The sequence below is a fragment of the Paraburkholderia sp. GAS32 genome (genome assembly GCF_050434225.1).
In the GTDB taxonomy this organism is placed as follows: domain Bacteria; phylum Pseudomonadota; class Gammaproteobacteria; order Burkholderiales; family Burkholderiaceae; genus Paraburkholderia; species Paraburkholderia madseniana.
Genome location: NZ_JBNPVS010000001.1, coordinates 330,464 through 348,801 on the forward strand (window position 1 = coordinate 330,464; position 18,338 = coordinate 348,801).

General features: G+C 61.4%; 18 protein-coding genes. 8 read left to right on the top strand and 10 right to left on the bottom strand.

Going from position 1 to position 18,338, the window contains the following annotated elements:
- Positions 1 to 9 precede the first annotated feature (9 nt).
- Positions 10 to 1,515: a collagen-like triple helix repeat-containing protein gene (locus tag P3T25_RS01505; RefSeq protein ID WP_429357297.1), complete on the top strand. Its 1,506-nt coding sequence runs from the start codon at positions 10 to 12 to the stop codon at positions 1,513 to 1,515.
- Positions 1,516 to 1,592: 77 nt separating this feature from the next.
- On the top strand, positions 1,593 to 2,861 hold the full coding sequence (locus P3T25_RS01510) for an isoprenylcysteine carboxylmethyltransferase family protein (protein WP_171925916.1): 1,269 nt from the start codon (positions 1,593 to 1,595) through the stop codon (positions 2,859 to 2,861).
- 208 nt (positions 2,862 to 3,069) lie between these two features.
- Here the strand turns inward: P3T25_RS01510 and P3T25_RS01515 are convergent, their stop codons facing one another.
- Positions 3,070 to 3,951 carry an EAL domain-containing protein gene (locus P3T25_RS01515; RefSeq protein WP_429357298.1) on the bottom strand — a complete coding sequence of 294 codons (882 nt, stop codon included), beginning with the start codon at positions 3,949 to 3,951 and terminating at the stop codon, positions 3,070 to 3,072.
- Between the two features lie 433 nt (positions 3,952 to 4,384).
- Here P3T25_RS01515 and P3T25_RS01520 point away from each other — a divergent pair, with 433 nt between their 5' ends.
- On the top strand, positions 4,385 to 4,663 hold the full coding sequence (locus P3T25_RS01520; protein WP_171925914.1) for a transposase: 279 nt from the start codon (positions 4,385 to 4,387) through the stop codon (positions 4,661 to 4,663).
- Positions 4,664 to 4,758: 95 nt separating this feature from the next.
- Here the strand turns inward: P3T25_RS01520 and P3T25_RS01525 are convergent, their stop codons facing one another.
- From P3T25_RS01525 to P3T25_RS01550, 6 genes are all read right to left on the bottom strand, one after another.
- Entirely contained in the window at positions 4,759 to 5,178 is a 420-nt protein-coding gene (locus P3T25_RS01525) for a histidine kinase (RefSeq protein WP_216674178.1), read from the bottom strand.
- A gap of 74 nt (positions 5,179 to 5,252) precedes the next feature.
- Positions 5,253 to 6,008, bottom strand: a complete 756-nt coding sequence (locus P3T25_RS01530; protein ID WP_154562813.1) for a COG4705 family protein — start codon at positions 6,006 to 6,008, stop codon at positions 5,253 to 5,255.
- Between the two features lie 229 nt (positions 6,009 to 6,237).
- The gene (locus P3T25_RS01535) at positions 6,238 to 6,936 is read right to left on the bottom strand and encodes a response regulator (protein ID WP_154562727.1); all 699 of its coding nucleotides are present in this window, start codon (positions 6,934 to 6,936) and stop codon (positions 6,238 to 6,240) included.
- 25 nt (positions 6,937 to 6,961) lie between these two features.
- Entirely contained in the window at positions 6,962 to 8,344 is a 1,383-nt protein-coding gene (locus P3T25_RS01540; protein WP_171925913.1) for a sensor histidine kinase, read from the bottom strand.
- Positions 8,345 to 8,529: 185 nt separating this feature from the next.
- Positions 8,530 to 9,924, bottom strand: coding sequence for a sensor histidine kinase (locus P3T25_RS01545; protein WP_429357299.1), 1,395 nt, complete (start codon positions 9,922 to 9,924; stop codon positions 8,530 to 8,532).
- Positions 9,914 to 10,591 carry a response regulator gene (locus P3T25_RS01550; protein WP_027778124.1) on the bottom strand — a complete coding sequence of 226 codons (678 nt, stop codon included), beginning with the start codon at positions 10,589 to 10,591 and terminating at the stop codon, positions 9,914 to 9,916. Before P3T25_RS01550 ends, P3T25_RS01545 begins: the two co-directional genes overlap by 11 nt.
- Positions 10,592 to 10,874: 283 nt before the next feature.
- Here P3T25_RS01550 and P3T25_RS01555 point away from each other — a divergent pair, with 283 nt between their 5' ends.
- From P3T25_RS01555 to P3T25_RS01570, 4 genes are all read left to right on the top strand, one after another.
- A complete protein-coding gene (locus P3T25_RS01555; protein WP_429357300.1) occupies positions 10,875 to 11,894 on the top strand; it encodes an ABC transporter substrate-binding protein in 1,020 nt (339 codons plus the stop codon).
- 67 nt (positions 11,895 to 11,961) lie between these two features.
- A complete protein-coding gene (locus P3T25_RS01560) occupies positions 11,962 to 12,756 on the top strand; it encodes an ABC transporter ATP-binding protein (RefSeq protein ID WP_097395642.1) in 795 nt (264 codons plus the stop codon).
- Positions 12,757 to 12,772: 16 nt separating this feature from the next.
- Entirely contained in the window at positions 12,773 to 13,636 is an 864-nt protein-coding gene (locus tag P3T25_RS01565) for an ABC transporter permease (RefSeq protein WP_154562733.1), read from the top strand.
- Positions 13,637 to 13,863: 227 nt separating this feature from the next.
- A complete protein-coding gene (locus P3T25_RS01570; RefSeq protein ID WP_154562735.1) occupies positions 13,864 to 14,181 on the top strand; it encodes a DUF4148 domain-containing protein in 318 nt (105 codons plus the stop codon).
- A gap of 303 nt (positions 14,182 to 14,484) precedes the next feature.
- On the opposite strand, the gene P3T25_RS01575 is transcribed toward P3T25_RS01570, so the two are convergent.
- The 3 genes from P3T25_RS01575 to P3T25_RS01585 form a co-directional block, all read right to left on the bottom strand.
- The gene (locus P3T25_RS01575) at positions 14,485 to 14,733 is read right to left on the bottom strand and encodes a hypothetical protein (RefSeq protein WP_054035535.1); all 249 of its coding nucleotides are present in this window, start codon (positions 14,731 to 14,733) and stop codon (positions 14,485 to 14,487) included.
- 116 nt (positions 14,734 to 14,849) lie between these two features.
- Positions 14,850 to 16,001, bottom strand: a complete 1,152-nt coding sequence (locus tag P3T25_RS01580) for an acyltransferase family protein (RefSeq protein WP_154562737.1) — start codon at positions 15,999 to 16,001, stop codon at positions 14,850 to 14,852.
- Positions 16,002 to 16,193: 192 nt separating this feature from the next.
- Positions 16,194 to 17,240, bottom strand: coding sequence for a phytoene/squalene synthase family protein (locus tag P3T25_RS01585; protein WP_429357301.1), 1,047 nt, complete (start codon positions 17,238 to 17,240; stop codon positions 16,194 to 16,196).
- Positions 17,241 to 17,885: 645 nt separating this feature from the next.
- On the opposite strand from P3T25_RS01585, the gene P3T25_RS01590 reads away from it, so the two are divergent.
- A complete protein-coding gene (locus tag P3T25_RS01590) occupies positions 17,886 to 18,236 on the top strand; it encodes a response regulator (protein WP_154562744.1) in 351 nt (116 codons plus the stop codon).
- The last annotated feature ends 102 nt before the right edge of the window (positions 18,237 to 18,338 follow it).

Genomic DNA, 18,338 nt, shown 5'->3' on the forward strand with positions numbered 1-18,338 from the left:
GGGGACATCATGCAAAAATTCACCGGTCGGGCAGCCATCGCTGTCGCGACATTTACATTACTCGCGCTCTACGGTTGTGGATCGACCCTTAACACGCCCAGCGGGCTTGGTGGCGGTGGACTAGGCGGCACTTCGGGCAGCTCGGGTTCAAGCTCCGGCTCCAGTTCTGGTTCCAGCTCTGGCACCAGCAGCTCCGGTACCAGCAGTTCTAGCAGTTCTAGCAGCTCCAGCAGCTCGGGCGCCTCCTCGACCCCTCTCGGCACCGTCGTCACCCAAGTCAGTAACGTCGTCACTGCCGTGGGCACGGGTATCGCCGACACGGGTTCCACGATCACAGGCACCTCAGTCCCCGGCGTCAACGGCGCAACGACTGCGAATCTCGGCGCCGCCATCACCGATCTCGGCAACGGCGTCAACGTGCTCGGCAACGGCGTGGCCGCAGGTCTGGGCACGCTGGGCAGTTCGACCAATCCGCTTGGCCCGACCCTGACCTCCACATCGGGTCTCGTTACCAATGCAGGCGCGGCCGTTACCGCGGTCGGCGGTGTCGTGACGAGTCTCGGAACCGGGCCTCTTGCGCCGCTCGCACCCGTTACGTCGACCTTGGGTACAGTTGTCGGCGGCGTGGGTGACGGCGTCGTCAAAGTTGGCTCGGGATTGAACTCGGCGCTGACCAGCGCGCCGGTTCAACAGGTCGAAACCCAACTGAGCACGGTTATCAACCCGATCACCCTCGCCGTCTCGAATACGACGCAGACCATCGGCAACACCACGGGCCTCGGCGCGCCGCTCAACGGCTTGCTGGGCACCATCGGCAACGGACTCGATTCGGCCGGTCAGCAAGTGTCCGGCGCGACGGGTAATCAGGTGGGTAAAGACGTCGGCGGCGTAGTGAGTCAGCTTGGCAACACGGTCACGAGCGCAGGCGGACTGCTAACGGGCGCGACGACCAACCCGTTGGCGCCGATCGCCGGCCTGCTGGGCCCGCTTGGCGGACTGGGTGGATCGGGTAGCGGCCTTAGCATCCCGCCGCTGACCGGCCTGATCGGCAACCTCGGTTCGCTCGGTGGGACCGGCAGCAGCGGTAATCCGCTCGCGCCGATCACCGGACTCCTCGGCGGCCTGGGTTCGCTCGGCGGCACCTCTGGCGCCGGCAGTCCGCTCGCGCCGGTCACCGGACTTCTCGGCAACCTGGGTTCGCTCGGCGGCACTTCAGGCGCCGGCGGTCCGCTCGCACCGGTCACGGGTCTCGTCACGTCGTTGACCTCGACGCTGGGTGGCGCCGCGGGCCAAAACTCACCGCTCGCGCCCGTCACCGGTCTCGTGACGGCGCTGACTTCGACGCTGAGTGGGGCATCATCCGGTAAGGCCTCGCCGCTCGCGCCGGTCACGGGCCTCGTGACCGGCCTGACCGGCAACGCGGGCAGTGCGGGGAGCGGTTCGACCAGCACGAATCCGCTGGCGCCGGTGACGAACCTCGTCACCGGATTGCTGGGTGGTGTCGCAGGTAAATAAGCGGTAATCAGCACAGCGGTCGGGACTTAAAAAATCAGAAGCCCGGCCGCTATCTATGTCATGACTACGAGGATGACATGAACTCCACTCTGGATAACGTAGCGCACGTGCAGGAGCAGCGGCCGCGTTCGGCGACGCCGTTTTCCGTCGGCCTGCTTGGCATCGCCGTCGGCCTTCTAACGCTCTGGCTGCTACGCGACAGTACCGCGCTGGATGGCGCGCGCCGCAGCACCGCCGCCTGCCTCGCGATCATCGCGACGATCGCCCTGTACGAGCTGTTCGTCGCACGCGTGTATCTACGCCCAAGCGCCGGACTGACCGGTCAGGCGGTTCGGCCGCTCAGTGTCGCGCGTGTGAGTTTGCGTCTTGCCGCGCTGGCTTCCGTGTATGTCGGCATCGGTGTGCTCTACTGGCTCTTGCCCGAGTATCACGGCACGTTCTATAACCCCTTCTGGTCTCTGATCCTCACGCTCGCACCGTATCTGATCGTGGCCGCGCCGTTTTACTTTGCGTGGATGGACAGGCGTCAACGCGAAGTCGACGATGCCTATATGTTGTGGGGCCGCCTCGTATTCCTCGGGCAGCGCCCAGGCAACTGGAAGCCCGTGCGTGAAATGCTCGCCGGCTGGATGGTGAAAGCGTTCTTCCTGCCGCTGATGATCACCTATCTTTCCACCGATGCGGACCATATCGGCGCATCGCTTGCGACCGCCATGAACGCGCCGTTCTCACTGGCGACGTTCAGGTTCATGTACGACCTGTCCTTCACGATGGACCTGATGTTCGGCACGGTAGGTTATCTGTGCACGTTGCGCATTCTCGATACTCACGTGCGCAGCGCGGAGCCGACCACGCTCGGCTGGCTGGTTGCACTTCTCTGTTATCAGCCGTTCTGGTCGCTGATCTCGGCCCAGTACATGCACTACCAGGGCGCGATGTTCTGGGACAACTGGCTGATATCCGTGCCCATTGTCCGAATCATCTGGGGCACCGTGATCATCGCCCTGGTCTTCTGCTACGCGCTTTCCACCATCGCATTCGGATTGCGATTTTCGAACTTGACCAATCGCGGCATCATCACGTCGGGCCCTTATCGCTTCACGAAGCATCCCGCCTACATCACGAAGAACCTCTCGTTCTGGATGGTCTCGGTGCCGTTCATCGAACCCATGGGCTGGCAAGTCGCGCTCACGCACTGCTTCGCGCTGGCGTGCGTCAATCTGCTGTATTTCATGCGCGCCAAAACCGAGGAGCGGCATCTGATGAACGATCCCGACTATCGCGCCTACGCAGAATGGATCGCGCGGAACGGGCTGTTCGCCAGGATCACACGTGCGTTTCAATAAGATGTTTATGCTATGAATGCGGTCGAGTGCGTCTATTGCAGCGCACCATTCTTCAGCGGCGTGACGATGGCGATGAGCTTCTTTGACCACCGGCAAGCAGTCGCCGGTGGAAGCAGACGATAGCGCCCGTTGCCGATTTTCCGCGAGCAGTCGGTGCTCGCCTCAACGACATCGCACGCAGGACGTTACGTAACGTCCTCTGCCGTGGTCACGAGTCGCGGCTTGGCGCCAGCACATTCGCCAGCCCGGCCTTCGGGCGAGAGAACAGGAAGCCTTGCACTAACGCTTCTGGCCATGACGCGCTCAACCATTGCAACTGTGCTTTGGTCTCCACACCATTCACCACGACCTGCACGTCAAGCGCATGCAGCAGATCCAGCAACGCCGACGTCACTACGCAGGCGCGAGGATCGCGTGGAACCGCTGCCATCAGCTCAGGCGCGATCGTGACGGTGTCCACGTCGATTGCGCCGAGCAGTGCGAGCGAAGACGCGCCGTTGCCCCACTTGCCCAGCGAGATGCCGGTTCCCGCAGACCGAAGGTCGGCCGTCAAGGTACGCAAAGACAGCAGACGTGCTGCGTCTGCGCTATCGGGCACTTCGATTTCAAGCAGGTTGCCCGGCACGCCATACGATCGCGCGATGCGCGTGAGGTCGTCGGCAAACGATTCGAGCACGGCTACTTGCGCCGGCACCGTGATCGCGACCGGCAGCAGCGCCATCTTCGACGAGAGGCACTCGCGCAGTTCACGGCACACGCCGTCGACGACGAACAAGGCCATCTCCAGCGCGACCTGCGGGTGTTCGAGCGGCATCATGAAAATGCCGGGAAGCAGCAGCCCGTAGTCGGGATGCGTCCATCGAACCTGCGCTTCGAGGCGCGCCAGCGCGCCGCCTGCCGCGCGATAAGCCCCCTGAAACACGAGATGAAACTCACCCGAGCGCAGACCTTGGCGGACGCGGCTTTCGAGTTCGCTCAGCGCCATGGAATCGTCGCGCGAGTCGTTCCAATCGGTCTGTTCAACGCAAGCGGTACGTGTGCCGAACGTGGTTGCGAGCGATATAGGCTTTTCATAGTCGAGCGATAGCATGGCGTAGGCGCAATTTATTAACCTGGCTAAAGCACGCACATGTCGTGCCAGCAACACGTTCACCGCGCGACGCAACGGCGACCATGACGGGCAGGCCCTACTAGTCAACGGTTTACGGTCATCCGATCAAACTTGTCGAGGCGTAATTTCAATCGCCAAACGTCTGTATGAACGCGGATGTTACGTAGCGTTTCGCATCGACGTTACGGGACCATCGCACAGCGCGTTGAACGCGGCGATTACCACAAGTCCATCGCTTCAAACGGGGAAACCGTGTCATGCATTGTGAATAAGATCGCTAAACAACAAGCAATGAATGAGGCATCGCACTGCAACAATAAAATTTGACCGAGAAAAAAAGATTTACTAGTATCGGCACCAAACGCAGCATGCAACGACTGCGCATTCCCCACACAGTCATTCAAGGCGGCAGATGCTTCAGATCCCCCTCACCGACGCCGATTGGGCGCGTGTTCAGAGTCTTTTTCCTGAGGTTTCGTCTGGTCGCGGGCGACCCCGTCGCAGCGATCGCGAGATCCTCAACGCGATACTCTGGGTGCAGCAGACGAAAGAAAAGTGGCACAGGCTGCCGGCAACTTTTCCGCCGCAACAGACTTGTTATCTTCGGTACATGGCGTGGAAAAAAACGGGCGTTCTGGATCAGGTGAAGGAACGCCTGCCCTTGTGCGACCATGAGCTTTCGACCTGCTGAATCAGCGGTAAAAATTGTTTTGCATACCGTACCGGTTCAAAGGAGAACACATGTTTCACAGATGGCTTCAGTGATCGCTCGCGCCCGTCAGCGCGTCAGGCCTTCCCGTTCATTCGATCCATCACCGCCAGCAGATCAGCGAGCGCCTGCTTGCATTCCGCTGCGTTCGGCGTGCCGGCGCGTAACGCGCTCAGCGCGCGGTCGATCGCTTTGTCGACCGTGTGCCAGTCCGTTGCGGCGCGAGGCTTCAGCGAAGGCTCGGCGTCGTCCCAGGCGAGTTCCAGATCCTTGATGCGCGCCTTACCGCCCGCGAGATTGCCCTGGTCGACGAGTCCCGCGGTGTCGGCGGCGATCTTGCGGAACGGCGAAAGGTCGCCGAGCTTCGACGCCTTGACAGGCTCGGCTGCCTCGGCCGACGGAAAGCCGATCCCACCCGCCTCGCGATGCCCGAAGCTGATGGCGGAGAGGGCAATGAAAGAAGCGATGACGGCTTTGTTGAGCGTGCGTTGGTTCATGATTGTTCTCTTCCGTTTGATTCGACATACGATTGAAAAAGGGCTACATCTACGACTTGTCGAGCGACACGCGCTCAAGGTTCACGTGCGGCGATAGTGCGTGTGGACCGCTGTTCGACTGCACTCGCGAAGATGACCAGCAGGACGATGGCACTCAGAAAGAGCACGCTCGTATTGATCGTGCCGAGACCGATACCACCGTATGTGCGGGACTGCGAAAGCAGATCGCCGAACGAGGCGCCCAACGGCCGCGTCAGAATGTAGGCAAGCCAGAAAGTCAGCACCGGATTCCCGCCGACGTAGTAGATGGCGCACACCAATGCGATTAGCGCGCTGAATGCCACCACACCGATCATGAAGCCGAGCCCCAGCGCTTCTGTCGCGAGATCGCCGGCCGCGGTGCCCAGCGCGAAGGTGAACAACACTGCGGCCCAGTAGAAAAGCTCCCGCCGCGTCGTGTAGATGGTGTGAATCGACAGTGTCCGCTCACTGCGATACCAGAGCGCGAACACCACGGCCAGCGCGAGGGCAAACGCGATCGTGCTGGCATAGAGGCTGATGCCGAGCTTGTCGGTCAGTGCATCGGTAATCTGCGTGCCGACCACACTGACCAGCACCACGGTCAGCCAGTAAATCCACGGCACGTACTTGCGCATGCGAAGCTGCACGGCCAATGCGGCAATCAGCAACGCGAGCATCATCCCGCCGGTGAGCGCGGTGCCGAGCCCCACGTGCACGGCCAGATAGTCCGCGCCGGTCTCGCCGACGGTGGTCGCCATGATCTTGATTGCCCAGAAGACAAGTGTTGCCTCGGGCACTTTGTTGCGCATCTCCGCAACGCGATAAGTCGAGGTCTCTAGCAAGCGGGTTCTCCCATCAATAGGCATTTAATTCGACGTTGCGAGCAGGCGCGCTTGCGCTCGCTCGATGCGGCGAATAATGCAATGGGGAACCTTATGAAAGCCTTATGGAAGGTGCCAATGAAACGGCGCGAATCGCGGGTGGTCGAGAGGCGTCTTGAACGATCCTCAAGAAATCCTTAAGGATTGCTCTGATGCGCTATAGCGACTCGGCAAAAGCTTCGCACGACACTTCTTCGCGCAGAATGTAGCCAAGCCCGCGCAAGGTCATGATCTTCGCGCTGGAGCTCGCCAGGTGCTTGCGCAAACGGTGAATGTAAATGTCGATGGCATCGGCGCTGGGTTCGTCGTCGAGCGTGAAGACCTTGTCCATCAGGGTGGACTTCGAGACAGTCTTGCCCTGCTTCAGCATCAGCGTTTCGAGGATGGCGTGTTCGCGCCGCCGTAACGGCAAGGGCTCGTTTTGCAGGACGAATTCACGGGAATCGAACAGATAGCGCAGATCGCCGCAGTCGATCGACTGGCCCTTATCGCCCGCCGCCTGACGGCGGATCAGCGCCTTGATGCGCGCCACCAGCTCGCGCGCGTCGAAAGGTTTGACGACGTAGTCGTCCGCGCCAGCCGAGAAGCAGGCTACTTTGTCGTCAGTCGAACCGTTGGCGGTGAGCATCAGCACCGGCACGTTGTCGCGTTTGCGGCGCAGACGCGCCAGCACGTCCTTGCCGCCAATGCCCGGCAAGCGCAGATCGAGCAGCACCGCGTCGTAGCACTGCACGCCGAGCAGCGTCTCCGCCCGCTCGCCGTCCTGCGCCCAGTCAACCACGAAATTCTCGACCTGCATCAGGTTCATCACCCAGCGCGCGAGGTCAGCGTCGTCTTCAACGAGCAGCAGTTTCATCGGTTTCCCCTGATTTGGAGGCGCATCAAACCGCCGCCGACCATAGTCGCATCTCGACGGTGGCGACGAGGCCAACACCGCCCTCTCCCGGCTCGAGCGTAACCGTGCCGCCTTGCCGGCGGGCGATCTCGCGCACAATCGGCAAGCCGAGGCCGGTTCCGTCAGCGTGGTTCGACGCGCGATAGAAACGCTCGAACACGCGCGCCCTCGCTTCGGCTTTGATACCCGGCCCATTGTCGATCACCCGCACGATCGCCCTGTCATTGCCGCGCTCCGTGTGCACGGTGACGCGGCCACCGGGTTGCGTATAGCGCAGCGCGTTGTCGACGAGATTGGTCACCAGCGCCGCGGTCAGCGCCTCGTCGCCGGTCACGTGTAGACCGTCTTCCAGCTCAGCGCCCAGATCGATTTCACGCGACTGCGCGAAAGCGATCAACTCCTCGAGCACACCCGCGATCAACGCGCTCAGATCGACCCGTTCGCGCGTATTGGAGGGCGCGGCGGACTCGGCCTGAGCGAGTAGCAACAGCTTGTTGGTCAAGGTGGTCAGCTTGCGGCTGCTTTTATGCATGCCGGCCAGTGCTTCGCTGAGCGGCACGTCCCGATTCTCACGTTGCCGCGCGAACTGGATCTGCGCCACCAGCAGCGCGAGCGGCGTACGCAACTGATGCGCCGCGTCGGAGATGAATTGCCGCTGCGTCGCGGCCTGCTGGCCCATGCGCGCGATGCACTGGTTGATCGCTTCGACGATAGGCGTCAATTCGACATGCAAGCGCGCCACGCGTATCGGTTCAAGTTGCGACGCGTTACGATCGGCGACGTCGTCTTTCACCTTCATCAACGGCCGCAATTCGAAAGTCAGCCCGAGATAGACGAACACCATCGCGAGCACCAGCGTGAGCACCTCGCCGAACAGTTGCGGTCGCAACAGGCGCCACACCATGGCGTCGCGCGAACCTTCCGTTTTTGCAACCGTTACGACGACTTCTTCGGTGCGGCCCGAGTCGTATAGCTGCCGCACGTAGGTAGCGGCGCGCACGGCACGGCCGTCCTCGAGATGGGTGGAGTACAGCATGGGGACGTCGCTCACGCCGCGCGGCACCGGTAACTCGGGACTGCCGGCCAGCAGGCGGTGGCCGCTCGCTTCGACGCGATAGAACACACTGTCCTGTTCCGGCGACTCGAACAGCTCGAGCGCGGCCGGCGGAATCTGGACCGACACGTGGCCGTTATCCCAATCGATGTCCTCGCCAATGATGCGTATCGACGATAGCAACGCGTTATCCTGAACCAGGTCGGCCGTGGTCTGCGCGTTGCGATACGAAATCATGCCGGAAATGGAAACGAACGCCGCCAGTGGCAGCAAGAGCCACCACAGCAAGCGTCCGCGCAAACTGCCTGAAAACACGATTCGTCGTTCCTTTCTGCTGACTGTCTCCGCTATATCCCACGTGCGCGGTGGGCGTTCGATGAATCGCCTGCCCAAAATTCTAGCGGTACAAATCCTTCTGTAAGCTTTCGAACACGCGTTTCCTGTGCCGATTGCGGGTTTGTCCCAACTACCTGTAACGCCGCCGATTTAAAGGGCTTGATTCAAACGGGCGAAGGTCCTTCCATCGGCGCGCGCGGAAACGAGACGGTCACGTGCACGCCTTTGCCGCCTTCGCCCGGCTTGAGCACGATCTCCCCGTGATGCGCGTCCGCGATTTCGCGCACGATGGCGAGACCCAACCCGGTTCCTTCAGTATCTGTCGACGCCCGAAAGAACGGCTCGAACACGCGACTGCGCGACTCGGCGGGAATGCCGGGACCGTCGTCCAGCACCGCCACGGTGATCGTATCGGCTTCTGCGCTGACCGCCACCGTGACGTGGCCGCCACTGCCGGTATAGCGGATCGCGTTCTCCGCGAGGTTGGCGATCAACGCCTGCAGCAGGCCGCGATGCCCTGCCACCGGCGCGGCGCCTTTCAGTTCCGCACCCAGATCGATATCCCGGGCTTGCGCGAGCAACGCCAGATCCTCCACCACTTCCATCGCCAGCGGCACCAGATCGACCGTTTCCACCGCCAGTTGCTTGTTGTCGGCGGCCTCGGCCTGCGCGAGCAACAGCAGCTTGTTAGTGAGCCCGACCATCGAACGATTACTGCGGTGCATCGCGGCGAGCGCCTCGTCGAGCGCGGGATTCAGGCCGTCCTGCTGGCGCGCGAACTGCAACTGCGTGCCGAGCAACGTGAGCGGCGTGCGCAACTGGTGCGCGGCGTCGGCGATAAAACGCCGTTGCGCGGCTACCTGTACGCCGAGCCGCGCGATACATTGATTGATCGCTTCGACGATCGGCCGCAACTCCGTATGCAGGCGCTCGACGCGAATCGGTTCGAGTTGCATGGGATCGCGGTCGGCAACCTCTTCCTTCACTTTCATCAGCGGCCGCAATTCGAAGGTGAGGCCGATGCAGGCCAGCGCGACCGCCAGCACGATCATCTCGATCTGCCGCACAAGTTGCGGTTGCCACAATTGCTGCGCCATCGCATCGCGCGAGCGCACCGTCTTGCCCACCGTCACCCGTACGCGGCGCGTCGCACCGTTGTCGTACATCAGGCGCACGAGGCCGACCGCGCGCACGGGCTGGCCATGGAGTTCAGTGTCGTAGTGATCGGCCGTGTCGGGCGAGCTTGCCGCGCGCTGCGGAAAATCCGGCGTACCCGCCAGCAGCCGGCCATCGTCGACCCGCACGCTGTAGAACACCTGATCGCGATAGGGCGACACGAACACTTCAAGCGCGGCGGGTGGCACATCCACGCGCAGAAAACCATCCACCCATTCCACTTCACCGGCGATCATCCGCGCCGATGAGATAAGTTGGTTGTCCTGCACCAGGTCCGCCGTGCGCCGCGCGTTGTCGTATTCCGCTTTGCCGGTGACGAACACGTATAGCGCAAGTGGCACCAGCAGCCACCACAGCAGGCGCATGCGCAGGCTATTGGTCATCTTCTTTCTTGCGCAGCAGGTAACCCAGCCCACGCAGCGTGACGATCGCCGCCGAACTGCCGTCGAGCTTCTTGCGCAGCCGCGAAATGTAGATTTCGACTGCATCCTCGCTCGGCTCGTCCGCGAGCGTGAAGATCGCGTCGACCAGCGCGGGCTTGGTTACCGTCTTGCCCAAACGCAGGATCAGCGTTTCGAGCACCGAGCGCTCGCGCGGCGTCACGTTCAGCGGCGCGCCCTTCAGCGTGAACTGGCGCGTGTCGATGTCGAACGCGAGATCGCCACACACCACCTCGCTCGCCTTCGAGGGCGACTGGCGGCGGATCGCCACCTTGATGCGCGCGATCAGCTCGCGTACTTCGAAAGGCTTGACCAGGTAATCGTCCGCGCCGGCGCCAAGCAGTTCCACTTTTTCGTCGATCGAACCGCTCGCCGTCAGGATCAGCACGGGCGTGGCGTCACCGCGCTGGCGCAAACGGCGCAGCACGTTCTTGCCCGACAGCTTCGGCAGATTCAGGTCGAGCAGGATCACGTCGTAGTGATTGGTGCGCAGCAAACGGTCGGCGGCGTCGCCGTCCTGCACCGCGTCGAGCGCGAACGCCTCCTGCTCCAGCATCTTCGCGAGCCAGTGCGCCAGCGTGGGGTTGTCTTCGATGAGCAGCAGCTTCATGGGGAGAACGGCGAAATAGGCAACTCAATGCGCAGCAAAAGTCAGGACGCCGATTGTGCCGTAAAACAAGGGCTTTGCGCGCGGCTTGCGTGGTTTGTGGCCCACGTTATGGGGTTTGCCAGGGGGTGGCCGCGCGATTGCGGTGGATTCTCGGGTTAACACCCATGATTTGCCCACAGCTCCGAAAGCTACCAGAAGGTTTCAGATTTCTATAATCGCCCTCATTCATCCAGAAAGCGCCGCATCCGCACCGGGCGGCGACTAAACCTCAGGAGACTGCTTCATGCGTAACTTGCGCCAGATTGCCGCCGTGTCAGGTGTTGCGTTTACCCTTGCCGCCGCGTCGGCCGTGGCTCATGCGGAGAAGCTGACGATCATGGTCGGCGGCGCCACCAAGATCATCTATCTGCCGGCCAAGCTCACGGAGCAGCTCGGCTACTTCAAGGACGAAGGCCTCGACGTCGAAATCCTTTCGCAACCGGCCGGCGTGGACGCGGAAAACGAACTGCTCGCGGGCGCGGTGCAAGGCGTGGTGGGCTTCTACGATCACACCATCGACTTGCAGAGCAAGGGCAAGGAAGTCCAGGCGCTGGTGATTTTCGGCCAGGTGCCGGGTGAAGTGGAAATGGTCTCCACCAAGGCGTCCGAAACGCTCAAGAGCATGGCGGACGTGAAGGGCAAGACGCTGGGCGTGACCGGCCTCGGCTCGTCGACCAGCTTCCTCACGCAATACCTCGCGCAACGCGCGGGCGTGCCGTCCACGCAATACACGCTGCTGCCAGTTGGCGCGGACAACAGCTTTATCGCCGCCATCAAGCAGAACCGCATCGACGCGGGCATGACCACCGAGCCGACCGTCTCGCAGTTGCTGAAGACCGGCGACGCCAAGGTGCTGGTCGATATGCGCACGCTGGAAGGCACCCGCGCCGCGCTCGGCGGCACGTACCCGGCTTCGAGCTTCTACGTGCAGCGCGCATGGGCCGAGTCGCACAAGGACGACGCCACGAAGCTCTCACACGCATTCGCGAAGACGCTGAACTTCATCGCGACGCATAGCGCGGAAGAGATCGCCGCGAAGATGCCGAAGGACTACTACGGCAACAATAAGGACCTGTACGTCGGCGCGCTGAAGGCGTCGCTGCCGATGTTCACGAAGGACGGCAAGATGCCCGCCGACGGCCCGGACACTGTCCTGAAGGTGCTGTCGGCGTTCAATCCTTCGGTGAAGGGTAAGCATATCGACCTCGCCAAGACCTACAGCAACGACTACGTGTCGGCAGCGGTCAAGACCGCCGCGAAATAACGCTCTCGAAGCAACGCCCTCGAAGCAACCCCCTTTCAACGTCAAGAGAACTGCGAGGCACCAGCCGATGAATCAACCTATGTCACGCGATACGCCCGCCATCGAGATGCGCAACGTGTCGTGCCGTTTCATCTCCCCGGATGGCAAAGCGACGATCGCGTTGCGCGACTTCAGCATGTCGGTGGCACGCGGCGAGTTCGTCGCGGTTGTCGGCCCGACGGGCTGCGGCAAATCGACCACGCTCAGCATGATCACCGGCTTGCTGAAGCCGACCACCGGCGAAGTGCGCGTAATGGGCGCGCCGGTGGACGGCATCGATCCGCGCATCGGCTTCGTGTTTCAGGCCGACGCCGTGTTCCCATGGCGCTCGGTCATCGACAACGTGGCGGCCGGTCCGCTGTATCGTGGCCGCTCGAAATCCGCGGCGTACGACGAGGCCAACGAATGGCTGCGCCGCGTGGGCCTCGACAAGTTCGGCAAGCACTATCCGCATCAACTGTCCGGCGGCATGAGAAAGCGCGTGGCGCTGGCGCAAACCTTCATCAACAAGCCGGAAATCCTGCTGATGGACGAGCCCTTCTCGGCGCTCGACATGCAGACGCGCACGCTGATGCAGGACGAACTGCTGCAACTGTGGGGCGGCGCCGGTTCGGTGGTGTTCGTCACGCACGATCTGGAAGAAGCGATTGCGCTTGCCGACCGTGTGTTCGTGCTGACGGCACGCCCGGCCACGCTGAAGAAAGTGTACGAAATCGATCTGCCGCGTCCGCGCGTCACATCGGAAGTTCGCTACGACCCGCGTTTCATCGAAATCTCGCGCGACATCTGGCATGACCTGCGCGAAGAAGTGCAGATCGGTTAATCAAGGAACGGCAAATATGTCTACTACCCCTCAACAAACGATGCCTTCGGGCATCGATCCCGTGACGCTCGCCCAGGTCGAGCGCGTCGCGCAAAAACGTATCCGGCAACGCCATGCGCTGGTGATCTCGCTGCGCATTATCGTGCTGGTGGTTGTGCTCGGCGGGTGGGAACTTTCCGCGCGCCTGAAGTGGATCGATCCGTTCTTCTTCTCGATGCCGACCGCGATTTTCAATCAGATCATCGACTGGTTCGTGAACGGCACATCGCAAGGCCCGCTGCTCACCCAGGTTTGGGTCACTCTGGAAGAAACCGGTCTTGGCTTCATCATCGGTTCAGTGGCGGGCGTGTTCTGCGGCATCGTGCTCGGCCGCAACAAGTTGCTCTCCGATGTGTTCAGCCTCTACATCAAGATCGCCAATTCGATTCCGCGCGTGGTGCTCGGCTCGATCTTCGTGATTTCGCTCGGTCTTGGGATGGCTTCGAAGGTGGCGCTGGCAGTGGTGATGGTGTTCTTCGTCGTGTTCGCCAATGCGTTCCAGGGCGTGCGTGAAGCGGACCGCTACATGATCGCGAATGCGCAGATTCTCGGTGCGTCGCGCCGTCAGGTGACGACCTCGGTGGTGATTCCGTCGGCGTTGAGCTGGATTCTTGCCAGCTTGCACGTGAGCTTCGGCTTTGCGCTGGTCGGTGCGGTGGTGGGCGAGTTCCTCGGCTCGAAGCAAGGTATCGGTCTGCTGATCTCCACTGCGCAAGGCGCGTTCAATGCAAGCGGTGTGTTTGCTGCAATGATCGTGTTGGCCGTGGTCGCGCTGGCTGCCGACTATCTGTTGACGACGGTCGAACAGCGGCTGTTGAAATGGCGGCCCGCTGCGGTTTGAGTTGACCGTCAGGTCGTAAAGGGAGAAAGGGCGCCGTCGGCGCCCTTTTTTTCACGTTGCGCACAAGGGCCCATCAAACACAGCACTCTTCTTTTATCTCAAATCCCGCAACAAACTTTACCTGATTCGATGATTACTCCGGTCAGATCGCAAAACTACAATGCAATCACTGACTCCGAACAACACTGCTCGTAGCAAGATAAAGACCGAACTGGAGGTAGTTCATCATGAAATCGCTCATTCAAGCTGTTGTTATCGCCGCTGTGCTGGCCGCTCCTGTTGCCTCGTTTGCGCAGTCCAACCAGCCCGTGACCCGCGCCGAGGTCCGCGCGCAACTGATTCAACTCGAAAAGGCCGGCTACCAGCCGGGCCGCTCCGACCCGTACTATCCGGCTGACATCCAGGCTGCGCAAGCCCGTGTCGCCCAGCAAAACGGCACTGCCCAAGCCGCAGAAAGCAGTTACGGCGGTGCGGTGAATGGCTCGTCGCAGTCGGGCCACCCGGTTCAGGCGAACGGTCCGAAGTCGGTTTACTTCGGCAACTAAGCTGGCAACCAGGCTGACATCTCAGCTCGCAACCAGACCGGTGAACAAGCTTCCCGGCGGAACGAACCGCTGAGGCCACGCCGTTTGCCCTGATCGGCCGCCCAAGCGAGCAACACAGCCGCACGCTCTGATTCAAACGAACTGGCCCGCGACCGAGTATCCCCGATCGCGGGCCAGTTCTGTATTCGATACCTCCGTCATCGGGCTCCCGGTGACTTCGCCTGGACCTTCACGGTCTGGGCGCTTTTTTGTTTATGTCCTGCTACGTCTGGTCTGAGCCTCAGCGGTACCAGGCTGCCTGCGTTATTCCCGGGCGATCAGATCGCCTACCTGACCACGCCCCGTGACGAGACAGCTCGACAGGAAATTTTCACCCTGGCTGCTGGCCCCGGCGTCACCGAAGCCTTTCTTCAACGCATTCGACTTGACCAGTTCCGCGCCCTGGTGGCACGTAATTGTCCCCATCTCTCCGGCTTGCGCGCGCATCAGCGCCCTATCCGCCATCAAATAACCAAGCAACAACACCACTGCAATATTGAACGCTTGTCTCATGAATCGTCTCCTCTTTTGAAGAGACTAACGCGAACCATCGATGCAGGATGCTAGGGGTTTCCCGATTGGCGGCTATTCAATGATGCCGAATAAATCAACCGATCATGCCACCTTATTCAGCTATGCGGCGTGGCTGGATCGGGCTTGGCTCGTAGAAGGCGGAACTGCCGGATGCCACGTTGCACGCGTTTCGTATTCTGCTCGAACAGCAGGTACACCGCGAACGCGTACACATAGCAGACAACCAGCATGGTCACGAACACCAGCGCGCCCCGGCCGTCGAACTCGATGCGCTGCCCGACCACGACCGCCGCGACAAACAGAATGAACGAGAAGTGCGTCAGATACAGCGAATAGGAAAATCCGGAAAAGAGAACCGCGATACGCGACAGCGGCGCGGGACGCAGTCGGACGTTTTCCCAAAGTATGCAACGCAGAAACACGAAACACGGCACACCGACAATCCAGTCGTTACTCAACAAGAACATGCGCGTCAGCATCAGCGCCACAAGAAGAACTGTCCCGCTGGCGAGCGTGAACCATGGCAAACCCGTCCGTGCGCTGCGCGACGGAAAGCGCTTTTCAAGCAACACGAGTACGACGCCAAGCATCCACAATCCGAACCCGTTCAGGAGCGACGGAAACGCGACCATCGTACCCAGCGCGAGCACACCCGCGACGATTGCGCTCAATCCGCGGCGCCGGCGCAGCAGTACATAACAGGCGGGAAACCACATGTAGTACCAGAACTCGTTGGCGAGGCTCCATAGCGGTCCGTTCGAGCCGTACGTGCCGCACGCGAGCGTCTGCAGGAAGGCGAGATTGCATAGCAGCGTCGCCTGGCCAAGATGCGAGGCGACGTTGATCTGCTGATCGAACGTGCCCTCGGTCCCAAGATAAAAAGGCCCACCGGCAAGCGCGATGCCCATGCGGTCCCAGAACAGCGTCAGCAGCAAGGCCGGGATCAGCACGATCCAGAGCCGCGACATGCGTTCGGTGAGATAGCGCTGCCAGCTCCATGTTCCCGTCTCGACCTGCCGCAGCACCGAGCCGCCAACGAAATAGCCGCTCAGCAGGAAGAAAACGATCACCGCGGTGTGGCCGTAGTTACTGATGAAGTAGAACGCCTTGCCCGCGAGTCCGATACCGGCATTCGCGCGGTAGTCGACGAACATCAGATTGCGCAAATGGCTGATGCACACCGCGCCTGCCGCCAGCGCACGGATCAGATCCAACGTGTCGCAATGCTGTTTTCCGGTGGGCGCCATGGGAGTCTGGAATCGGACAAAGAGGTTTGTCCGCCAAACTACGGCCCACGGCGCTTTTATTCAGTACGCTTGCCCACACTGCACACGCACGGCACATGCGCCGCACGCCAACACGCTATCCGTTGGGGCACTGCTGGTGCAATCAGGTTTGCACGCAACGCAGCAAACTGATTCGTATAGCGAAGCAGATACTCAAAGCCGAGCTTCAATCTGCTTGATCCGCGTTTCAACCGACTTGCGCACCAGCCCATTCGAAGGCACCAGGAGTAGCGACGAGGCGATGATCTGATACACCTGATTGCGCCGCACCTTGGAGACTTTCGCCGGGTCGAGCCAGGCTTCGTTATCCACCAGCAACAGCAGCGTGTCCAGGCCGATCAGAATCGGCCACAAGCAGGCGAGGCGCAAACGCACTGAAAACGCGGGGATCGCGAGCGTATAGTCCAACGCCTCGCGAAAATGATCGAGCGACTTGCGCACGAGTTCCACCATCAGAGGCCGGGCGCGAACAGAATTTGCCGGCTGCAGGAGATCCTGCGCGCTCAAACCATATTGATCGAGCATGGTCTGCGGAAGGTAGCAGCGGCCGATCCGCAAATCCTTGCCGCAATCGCGCAGCACGTTGGTCATCTGCAGCGCTTTGCCGAAACGCACGCCCCGGCGCGCCATCGTCTCGGGCCGCTCTTTCAGCGTGCCGGGCATGTGCGCGTAGGTCATGGTGGTCCAGAATTCGCCGACGCAGCCCGCCACCAGGTAGGTATAGCGGTCGAGTTCGTCGTACTCGCGCAGCGCGGCGATCTGGCCGGAACGTTCGTCGGGGAACGTGCGAAGGTCGAATTCCATGCCCTCGGTCAGCGTCGACACGATCTCGCGTACGGCCTTGCGGTCGGACTCGCTCAGTTGCAGCAGCACCTCGAGTGCGGGTCCTAGCGATTCCAGCAGAACCTTTTCATCGGACTGGACCTGTTGGCCCGCCACTTCAGTGGCCATGCGCTGGAACAGCGCGCCGTCGTTCGGGGCGCCGTTGACCTGGTCGCGCAGCGACAGCAGCATTGCAAGACGTTGCTCGGGCGAGATCAGCGAGGTGTCCGCAATCGTATCGGCCGCGCGCCCGAGCAGGTACGCGAGTCCGATCGGATCGCGCATCCCGACGGGCAGCACGCGCAGGGTAAGGTAGAAGGAGCGTGAAACGCCTTTCAGGAGCGGGCCGAGAAGAAAGGCCCGGGTCGGATTCGGCATGAGTGGGATCAGGGCAGTATTGGGCAAAAATCAGGCGCTGCCGAATTGTATACGGCGAAGCGCCTTTGCCGTGCGACGAGGGACCTGGAGTCAGCGAACGACGCGTGCCTTACTCCGAGATCGAGCGAAGGGGCGACGTCCATCAGCCGGATACCGGCGATCGTGGCTGCGCCGCCGATCGCGCTGCGATTGAGCGTTGCCAATAAAGCCGCAAATTTGAAAAAAACGCCGCCACGCTTGCGCTGCACCACCTTGCAAGCAATCCCTCCCGGTCCCTTGCACACGCTACGCGCCGGCCTCCCGCATGCAGTTCACCAAGCGGGAGACGGCCCAAGGCAGGATCCCCCTCGTCGAATGCCAACACGCGCAGCGCCGCCCACCAGCGGGAACGCGAATTGCGACGCGGTTAGGTTGAGCGATGCGCATCCGCTTGATTTCATTTGCAAGCTGTCGCTTCTCCGTACTTTGAACGACATATCGACAATGACTATCCACGAATCTCAGACATCCTCCCGCTCCAACATGGAAACAGGTGTCCCCGGTTTCGATGAGATTCTGGGCGGAGGTCTGGTCAGCGGCGCCAGTGTGGTTTCAGCGCAAGGCCTGTCGGCCACGCTGACGCCGCGGCGAAAAACGTAGCCGCCCATGAAAACCATTCTGGTCGTGGACGACGAATTCGACATCCTTGCGGTCTGGCGACTGTTGCTGGAACGGCATGGCTATACCGTACTGACGGCGTCCAACGGGGCGGCCGCGCTTGAACAGATCAGCCTTGCCCGGCCCGACATCATCGTGTCGGACTGCATGATGCCGGTCATGTCGGGGCTGCAACTGTGCGCCGCACTGTACAACGCCCCCAACCTGCGCGCGATTCCGATCATCCTGTGCAGCGCCGCCGCGGATATCCCCGTGCAACCGAATTCCACCATCGCCTACGCGCGCAAGCCGCTTTCATTCGACGCCCTTCTCGCGATGTTGCAGCGAATGGGGGGGTGACGGCTAGGTAAAACCCCGAATTCCTGGCAGACGCCACACGGACTAACCTCGGCACACTCATTAAATAGAACGTCGTTCCGTCAGACAGAACGATACGACAAA

Bases quoted from the DNA above. Each gene is read 5' to 3' on its own strand.
- P3T25_RS01505 (WP_429357297.1), top strand. From the start codon at position 10: ATGCAAAAATTCACCGGTCGGGCAGCCATCGCTGTCGCGACATTTACA.
- P3T25_RS01510 (WP_171925916.1), top strand. From the start codon at position 1,593: ATGAACTCCACTCTGGATAACGTAGCGCACGTGCAGGAGCAGCGGCCG.
- P3T25_RS01515 (WP_429357298.1), bottom strand. From the start codon at position 3,951: ATGCTATCGCTCGACTATGAAAAGCCTATATCGCTCGCAACCACGTTC.
- P3T25_RS01520 (WP_171925914.1), top strand. From the start codon at position 4,385: ATGCTTCAGATCCCCCTCACCGACGCCGATTGGGCGCGTGTTCAGAGT.
- P3T25_RS01525 (WP_216674178.1), bottom strand. From the start codon at position 5,178: ATGAACCAACGCACGCTCAACAAAGCCGTCATCGCTTCTTTCATTGCC.
- P3T25_RS01530 (WP_154562813.1), bottom strand. From the start codon at position 6,008: ATGCGCAACAAAGTGCCCGAGGCAACACTTGTCTTCTGGGCAATCAAG.
- P3T25_RS01535 (WP_154562727.1), bottom strand. From the start codon at position 6,936: ATGAAACTGCTGCTCGTTGAAGACGACGCTGACCTCGCGCGCTGGGTG.
- P3T25_RS01545 (WP_429357299.1), bottom strand. From the start codon at position 9,924: ATGACCAATAGCCTGCGCATGCGCCTGCTGTGGTGGCTGCTGGTGCCA.
- P3T25_RS01550 (WP_027778124.1), bottom strand. From the start codon at position 10,591: ATGAAGCTGCTGCTCATCGAAGACAACCCCACGCTGGCGCACTGGCTC.
- P3T25_RS01555 (WP_429357300.1), top strand. From the start codon at position 10,875: ATGCGTAACTTGCGCCAGATTGCCGCCGTGTCAGGTGTTGCGTTTACC.
- P3T25_RS01560 (WP_097395642.1), top strand. From the start codon at position 11,962: ATGAATCAACCTATGTCACGCGATACGCCCGCCATCGAGATGCGCAAC.
- P3T25_RS01565 (WP_154562733.1), top strand. From the start codon at position 12,773: ATGTCTACTACCCCTCAACAAACGATGCCTTCGGGCATCGATCCCGTG.
- P3T25_RS01570 (WP_154562735.1), top strand. From the start codon at position 13,864: ATGAAATCGCTCATTCAAGCTGTTGTTATCGCCGCTGTGCTGGCCGCT.
- P3T25_RS01575 (WP_054035535.1), bottom strand. From the start codon at position 14,733: ATGAGACAAGCGTTCAATATTGCAGTGGTGTTGTTGCTTGGTTATTTG.
- P3T25_RS01580 (WP_154562737.1), bottom strand. From the start codon at position 16,001: ATGGCGCCCACCGGAAAACAGCATTGCGACACGTTGGATCTGATCCGT.
- P3T25_RS01585 (WP_429357301.1), bottom strand. From the start codon at position 17,240: ATGCCGAATCCGACCCGGGCCTTTCTTCTCGGCCCGCTCCTGAAAGGC.
- P3T25_RS01590 (WP_154562744.1), top strand. From the start codon at position 17,886: ATGAAAACCATTCTGGTCGTGGACGACGAATTCGACATCCTTGCGGTC.